The sequence below is a fragment of the Nonomuraea rhizosphaerae genome (assembly GCF_019396405.1).
Taxonomy (GTDB): Bacteria; Actinomycetota; Actinomycetes; order Streptosporangiales; family Streptosporangiaceae; genus Nonomuraea; species Nonomuraea rhizosphaerae.
Window position 1 is genome coordinate 1 of record NZ_JAHKRL010000459.1, and the last position, 7,320, is coordinate 7,320.

Below are 7,320 nucleotides of genomic sequence, written 5' to 3' on the forward strand. Positions count from 1 at the left end.
GACGCCGTGGACCGGGCGGTGGCCACCACCTCGGTCGTGGCGACCAAGCGGCCGAGGTGGTGGGCCGTGGTGGGGACGCTGCAGTGGCTGGTGTTCGCGGCGATGGTCGCGGGCGGGCTGTGGCTGGCGGCGTTGTTCGGGATGGACTATCTGCGGCTGCCGCAGCCGCCGCTGCCGACGGCGGGGCCGGTGCCGTGGCCGACCACGCTGCTCGGCGGGGGAGCGCTGACCGGGGTGTTCATCGCGCTGCTGTCGCGGCTGGCGGCCTGGGCGGGCGGGCGTCGCCGGGCCCGCCTCGCCGCGAAGGCCCTGCGCCGGGCGATCGGGCAGGTGGGCGCGGAGTACGTACTGGAGCCGGTGGATCAGGAGCTGGCCAGGCACGCCGCCTTCACGGCCGCGATCACCCGCGCCCGCTGACCGCCTCATCACCCGGGCCCGCTGACCGCCTCATCGGCCGCGCCTGCCGGCCGCGTCCCGTTCGGGCGTCGGGCCGTCAGGTGCGTCGTCTGAGCAGGAGGGTGGACAGCGCCGCGCCCAGGCAGGCGAACCCCGACGCCACCAGGAACGGCGTCGACGTCCCGAACCGTTCCCCCACCACCCCGGCCACCGCCGCGCCGGCCGCGCCACCGGTCCCGATGGCGGTGGAGATCCACCCGAACGCCTCCGCCTCCGCCCCCGGCGCCAGCTCGTCCACCAGCAGCGACGTGGTGGTGAGCGCCGGGTTCAGCGCCAGCCCCGTGCAGAGCAGCACCACCCAGAACACCGGCGGCGACGACACCAGCCCCAGCGGCCCGAGCGCGACCCCGAACACCGCCAGCAGCCCGGTCAGCCGCACGGCGGGCCGGGACCTCCACTGACGCGTCCCGTAGACGGCGGCCCCGATGATCCCGCCCACCGACAGCGCCGCGATCAGCAGCCCCGTGACGGCCGGGCTGCCCTGGGCCGTCGCGAGCGCGGGCACCGCGACCTCCAACGCCCCGAAACCCCCGCAGAACAGCACCACCACGGCCAGCAGCAGCCACATGCCGCGATGTCCGAACATCCGCCCGCCACCGGCGGACGGCGCGGGTTCGGTGGCGCGCAGCAGCCGGGAGAAGGCCAGCGTCCCGGCCCCCGCCGCGGCCGCCACGGCGCCCAGCGCCAGCGAGGCCGACGCCACCGCGATCACCAGCCCGAACAGCAGCGGCCCGGTGAGCATGGCCAGCTCCTGCACCAGGTAGGTGAGGCTGTACGCGGCGGTCCGGCTCTCGACCGGCATGCGGCGGCCCCACTCGATCCGCATGCTCATCGACACGGGCGGCAGCCCGGCCCCCGCCACCCACGCGAACACCACCACGACCCACCCGGCCCCGGCGGAGACCACCACCGCGACCAGCGCCGCCACGTGCACCAGCGCGCAGCCGGCCAGCACCCCGCGCGGCCCGCCCCGGTCGATCATGCGCCCCTGCACCGGCCTGGCCATGCCCGCGCCGATCGAGAACGCCGCCGCGGCCACCCCCGCCAGCACCAGGGAGCCGCTCGCGGACTGCACCACCAGGACGGTCCCCACCGGCGCGACCTGCTGGGTTAGCTGGCTCAGGAACCCGAACAGGGCCTGCGCGGGCACCCCGGGTAAACGGAACAGCCCCCGATAGGCCATCAGCCCGTCCCCAGCGATCCGGAGATCGTCCGCAGCGTGTCGAGCAGCGGCCGGAGCAGGGGATGGGCCTCGGCGCCCCGGCGTACGGCCGCGAACACCCGGCGCTCGGGCCCCGGCGTACGGCGTACCTCCACGCCTCGCAGCACCATGTCACGCAACGCCAGCCGGGGCACCAGCGCGACCCCCGCACCCGCCCCGACCAGCGCCACCACGGCGCGGAAGTCGTCGGAGCAGTGGGCGAAGTCCGGCGTGAAGCCCGCCTGCTCGCAGGCGAAGGTGATCACGTCGTGGACCGGGTTGCCGGGGTAGGGCCCGATCCACGTCTCGTCGGCCAGCTCGCGCAGCTCGGGCTCGACCAGCGGGTGGTCCTCCGGCAGCACCAGGTCGAACGGCTCGGCGTACAGGGGGAACCTGGAGGAGCGGCGATCGTCCGGCGCGCCCCGGTACTCGACCGCGATCGCCAGGTCGGCCCGGTCGTCGTACAGCATCCCCAGGCTGTGGTCCCCCTCGGCGTCGAGGACCCGTACGCGCAGCCCCGGCGAGCCGGTCCGCAGCGCCGCGATGGCCGGGGACAGCACGGCGCCGATCGCGGTGGCGAAGCAGGCGACGGTCACCTCGCCCGCCGCGCCCGTGGTGTAGGCGGCGACCTCGGCCTCGGCGCGTTCGAGCTGGGCGAGCACCTCGTTGGCGTGGGCCAGCATGATCCGGCCGACCGCCGTCAGGCGCACGCCGCGCGCGTCGCGGGTGAACAGCCGGTGGCCCACCTCGTGCTCCAGCGCCCCGAGCTGCTGGGACACCGCCGACGGGGTGAGGTGCAGGGCGGCGGCCGCGGCGGTGACCGTGCCGTGGTCGGCCACCGCGCGCAGCGTGCGCAGGCGCCGCGTGTCTATCACGCAGTGAGACTACTCACCCGCGGGCTTGTGCGAACGTCACCCTCACGTCTGGACGGACGTCACCCTCGGGCCTGGACGAACGCCTCCACCGCCCGGTCCACGTCCTCCTGGGAGTGGGCCGCCGAGAGCTGCACCCGGATCCGGGCCTGCCCGTGCGGCACCACCGGGTAGGAGAACCCGATCACGTACACGCCCAGCTCCAGCAGCCGCTCGGCCATGGCCCCGGCCTCGGCGGCGTCGCCGATCATGACCGGCGTGATCGGATGGTCGCCCGGCAGGATGTCGAACCCCGCCTCGCTCATCCGCGACCGGAACCTGGCCGTGTTCGCCCGCAGTCGCTCGCGCGCCTCGCTGGAGGTCTCCAGCAGGTCCAGGATGCGCAGCGAGGCCGTGGCGATGACGGGCGCCAGCGAGTTCGAGAACAGGTACGGTCGTGACCGCTGCCGCAGCAGCTCGCAGATCTCCTTGCGCGCCGCGACGTACCCGCCGCTGGCCCCGCCGAGCGCCTTGCCGAGGGTGCCGGTGATGACGTCCACCCGGTCGGTGACGCCGTGCAGCTCGGGCGTGCCGCGCCCGGTCGGCCCGACGAACCCGACCGCGTGGGAGTCGTCGACCATGACCATCGCGTCGTAGCGTTCGGCCAGGTCGCAGATGTCGGGCAGCGGCGCGAGGTAGCCGTCCATGGAGAACACGCCGTCGGTCACCACCAGCCGCCGCCGCGCGTCGGACGCCTCCTTCAGCCTGGCCTCCAGCTCGGCCATGTCGCGGTTGGCGTACCGGTAGCGGCGGGCCTTCGACAGGCGGATGCCGTCGATGATGCTGGCGTGGTTGAGTGCGTCGGAGATCACCGCGTCCTGCGCGTCGAGCAGCGTCTCGAACACGCCGCCGTTGGCGTCGAAGCACGAGCTGTACAGGACGGTGTCCTCCTGGCCGAGGAAGTCGGACAGGCGGGCCTCCAGCTCCTTGTGCACCTCCTGCGTGCCGCAGATGAAGCGCACCGAGGCCATGCCGAAGCCCCACCGGTCCAGCGCCTCCTTGGCGGCGGCGACGACCTCCGGGTTGTCGGCCAGGCCGAGGTAGTTGTTGGCGCAGAAGTTCAGGACCTCGCGTCCTGCCACGCTCACCTGGGAGCTCTGCGGGGTGGTGATCACCCGTTCGGGCTTGTGCAGCCCGGCCTCGGTGATCTCGTCGAGCGTCGCACGCAGCTGGTCGCGTACGTTCGTGAACATCAAGCGCTCCAATCCAGGATGACCTTGCCGGTGCGGCCGCTCGCCGCCGTGTCGAAGGCGGCGTCGAAGTCGCGGTACGAGAAGCGGTCGGTGATCACGGGGGACAGGTCGAGCCCCTTCTCCAGCAGCACCGACATGTTGTACCAGGTCTCGAACATCTCCCGGCCGTAGACACCCTTGATGGTGAGCATCGAGGTGACAACCGTGGACCAGTCGATGCTGAACTCCTCGGCGGGCAGCCCGAGCATCGCGATCTTGCCGCCGTGGGTCATGCTCGCGATCATGTCGCGTACGGCCCTCGGGTTGCCGGACATCTCCAGCCCGACGTCGAAGCCCTCCTTCATGCCGAGTTGCTGCATGCCGTCGGCGATCGAGGTGAGCGAGACGTTCAGCGCCAGCGAGACGCCGACCTTGCCGGCCAGGTCCAGGCGCTCGTCGCTGACGTCGGTGATCACCACGTTGCGGGCGCCGACGTGCGTGGCCACGGCCGCCGCCATCAGCCCGATCGGGCCCGCGCCGGTGATCAGCACGTCCTCGCCGACCAGGGGGAACGACAGCGCCGTGTGCACGGCGTTGCCGAACGGGTCGAAGATGGCGGCCACGTCGGGGTGCACCGGGACGCGGTGGACCCACACGTTCGAGGCGGGCAGGGTGACGTACTCGGCGAACGCGCCGTCCCTGTTGACGCCCAGCCCGATCGTGTTGCGGCACAGGTGGCGGCGTCCGGCCATGCAGTTGCGGCACTTGCCGCACACGAGGTGGCCCTCGCCGCTGACCAGGTCGCCGACGGCGATGTCCTCGACCCCGGGCGCCACCTCGACGACGTGCCCGCAGAACTCATGTCCCACGATCAACGGCAGTTCCAACGTATGCCGCGCCCAGTCATCAAATTTCCGGATGTGGAGGTCGGTGCCGCAGATGCCGGTTCGCAGCACCCTGATCAGCACCTCGCCCGGCCCCACCGTCGGCTCCGGCACGTCCACCAGCCACAATCCGGGCTCCGCCCGCTCTTTGACCAGCGCTTTCATAGCGTCATCTCTCCCCTATGTCCGAACCTAACGCACTGTGCCCGCTCTCCTTCGGACATGTCCATCGAGGGATTCTTAAGTGCCCCCACAGCTCCGCTTCACGCCTGACGCCGGCCTGGGCGCCCACCCGGACGCTTGCCGAAAGCCGCGCTAATTGAGCTGGTTATTCGCAGAAACGAACGCTAACGTGCAGGCGTGACCAGTGACCTTCGCATCGGAGTCATCGGCCTCGGCCTCCGCGGCAACCTCGCCACGTACGCGCACCGGCCCGGTCAGGGCTCGGTCGTCACCGCGCTCTGCGACTCCGACCCGGCGGTGCTCAAGCGGCACGCGGGGCGCTTCGACGCGGAGCTCCTGACCGACGATTACCGCCGCCTGCTCGACCGCCCCGGCCTCGACGCGGTCCTCGTCCTCACGCCCGACGACACGCACGAACGCGTCGCGATCGACTGCCTGGACGCCGGCAAGGCCGTCTACCTGGAGAAACCCCTCGCCATCACGGTCGAGGGCTGCGACAACGTCCTGCGCGCCGCCCGCCGCACCGCGAGCCGCCTGTACGTGGGCCACAACATGCGCCACATGGGCGTGGTACGGCTCATGCGTGACATCATCCGCCGGGGCGACATCGGGGAGCCGAAGACGGTCTGGGTCCGCCATTTCGTGTCGTACGGGGGCGACTACTACTTCAAGGACTGGCACGCCGACCGCACCCGCACCACCGGCCTGCTCCTGCAGAAGGCCGCCCACGACCTCGACGTCATCCACTGGCTCGCCGGCGGCTACACCACCAGGGTGAACGCGCTCGGCGACCTCATGCTCTACGGCGACCTGCCGCGCCGCGCCCCCGGCACCCCGCGCCCGGACGACTGGCTCCAGTCCTACGACTGGCCGCCCGCCACCCGCACCGGCCTCAACCACGTCATCGACGTCGAGGACGTGTCGGTGATGAACATGCGCCTCGACAACGGGGTCATCGCCGCCTACCAGCAGTGCCACTTCACCCCCGACTACGTGCGCAACTACACGGTGATCGGCACCGAGGGGCGTCTGGAGAACTTCGGCGACGGCCCCGGCGACACGGTCAAGGTCTGGAACACCGGCCCCTCCGGCTACCGGGCCGACGGCGACATCGCCTACCGGGTGCCCGACGCGACGGGCACCCACGGCGGCGCCGACGGGGACATCATGCGGGAGTTCTGCGACTTCGTCCGGAACGGCGGCGTGACGGACACCTCCCCGGTGGCCGCCCGCATGAGCGTCGCCGCCGGTTACATGGCCACGATGTCGCTGCGGGACGGCGGCCGCCCGTACGACGTCCCGCCGCTGGACGCGGACCTGGCCGCCTACTTCGACCAAGGGCAACCCTGACGACCCCGGACCCTGGTCATCAGCAGGGCACCCGCCATGTACGCACATGGCGGGCATTTGCCCTGCGTACGGGGCTTTAGCTGGAGCTCCTGTCTTGGAATAGCCGTTCTAAGTATGCAACACTGTTGCACGGTTGGAACATGGTCAGTCCAGGAAGACACCAACACAATGAGATCAACGCGGCCTTCAAAAGGTTGCGCAAGACTCAGACGCTCACCGTGGTCGAAGATCACAATGGGCATCGCTGGGGCCGGATTCAGTGCTCATGCGGCGCCGCCCCCTTCAAAGTTTGGTCGACGCCACGCAACCTGGGTAATCACGCGAAAAGCATCATCGAGTGGGCCGGCGAGCATGCTGAGTGCCGCGAAAGTCAGGAGGGCTCATGACTATCTGGAACTTCCGCATCCTGCTCAATCGGGAGCCCAGCGACGAAGAAACGGATGCCCTCTACGAAGCAGGTCTGGATGACTGCGCTGTGGCGGGCGGACCTGACGGCAGTGTCCAGCTGATGTGCGACCGCGCGGGAGAAAGCCTGCTGGAGGCGATCGCTTCCGTGCTTCCACAGATCCGTAAGGTCAAGCAGCTGTGGGCCATCGGGGTCGGGCAGGGTGACGCGGTGACGCTGGGCGACGCGGCCCGGCGTCACGGGAATCGCACGCAGGCGAGTCTGCGCCAGCTCGCCGGCGGGCAGCGAGGGCCGGGCGGTTTCCCGGAGCCGCTCATGGAGGCCGACAACATCAGCCTCTACTCCTGGGCCGAGGTCTCGGAGTGGTTGCGGGTCGTCATGGGAGACGACGTCCCGGAGGTGAGCCGGGACATCGCCGTGGCGGACGCGGCGGTCAAGCTGGCCTGCCGAGCCAGAGCCCTGGGCATGAAAAAGGACATCATGATGAAGGTGGTCGACTCCGCCTTCGACCCTGAACCGGTGTCCGCCAGCGCGGCTGCCTGACCTGCTTGACGGACCGGCCGTACAGCGTGATGCCCGCCGCCCCGGACCGGCACGGCGGGCAGCTCCTTGTGTTCAGCGCTCCTGGTGGTTCTTCCGCAGGTCGGAGAACGGAGCTGGCTCCGCCACCCCCTGGGTGAGCTGCCGGGGGCCGTTCGGGCTCTCGGCGTCCTGGGCGTCGGCCACCGCCTCGGCCGCGGCCTCGGAGGCGCGGGCG

General features: G+C 71.1%; 6 protein-coding genes and 1 pseudogene. 3 read left to right on the forward strand and 4 right to left on the reverse strand.

The window, feature by feature from the left end; all coding sequences use genetic code 11:
• Positions 1 to 417, forward strand: a pseudogene (locus tag KME77_RS23290) (ABC transporter); the annotation flags it as partial.
• A 76-nt stretch (positions 418 to 493) separates the two neighbouring features.
• Here KME77_RS23290 and KME77_RS23295 read toward each other — a convergent pair.
• The 4 genes from KME77_RS23295 to tdh are packed head-to-tail and all read right to left on the reverse strand — an operon-like array spanning position 494 to position 4,789.
• On the reverse strand, positions 494 to 1,639 hold the full coding sequence (locus tag KME77_RS23295; RefSeq protein WP_219471064.1) for an MFS transporter: 1,146 nt from the start codon (positions 1,637 to 1,639) through the stop codon (positions 494 to 496).
• The gene (locus KME77_RS23300) at positions 1,639 to 2,532 is read right to left on the reverse strand and encodes a LysR family transcriptional regulator (protein ID WP_219471065.1); all 894 of its coding nucleotides are present in this window, start codon (positions 2,530 to 2,532) and stop codon (positions 1,639 to 1,641) included. The genes KME77_RS23295 and KME77_RS23300 overlap by 1 nt, the downstream gene beginning before the upstream one ends.
• Positions 2,533 to 2,591: 59 nt before the next feature.
• The gene (locus tag KME77_RS23305; RefSeq protein ID WP_219471066.1) at positions 2,592 to 3,761 is read right to left on the reverse strand and encodes a glycine C-acetyltransferase; all 1,170 of its coding nucleotides are present in this window, start codon (positions 3,759 to 3,761) and stop codon (positions 2,592 to 2,594) included.
• Positions 3,761 to 4,789, reverse strand: a complete 1,029-nt coding sequence (gene tdh / locus KME77_RS23310) for an L-threonine 3-dehydrogenase (protein ID WP_219471067.1) — start codon at positions 4,787 to 4,789, stop codon at positions 3,761 to 3,763. The genes KME77_RS23305 and tdh overlap by 1 nt, the downstream gene beginning before the upstream one ends.
• A 195-nt stretch (positions 4,790 to 4,984) precedes the next feature.
• Here tdh and KME77_RS23315 point away from each other — a divergent pair, with 195 nt between their 5' ends.
• The gene (locus KME77_RS23315) at positions 4,985 to 6,157 is read left to right on the forward strand and encodes a Gfo/Idh/MocA family protein (protein WP_219471068.1); all 1,173 of its coding nucleotides are present in this window, start codon (positions 4,985 to 4,987) and stop codon (positions 6,155 to 6,157) included.
• Positions 6,158 to 6,539: 382 nt separating this feature from the next.
• Entirely contained in the window at positions 6,540 to 7,106 is a 567-nt protein-coding gene (locus KME77_RS23320) for a hypothetical protein (RefSeq protein WP_219471069.1), read from the forward strand.
• Positions 7,107 to 7,320 lie beyond the last annotated feature (214 nt).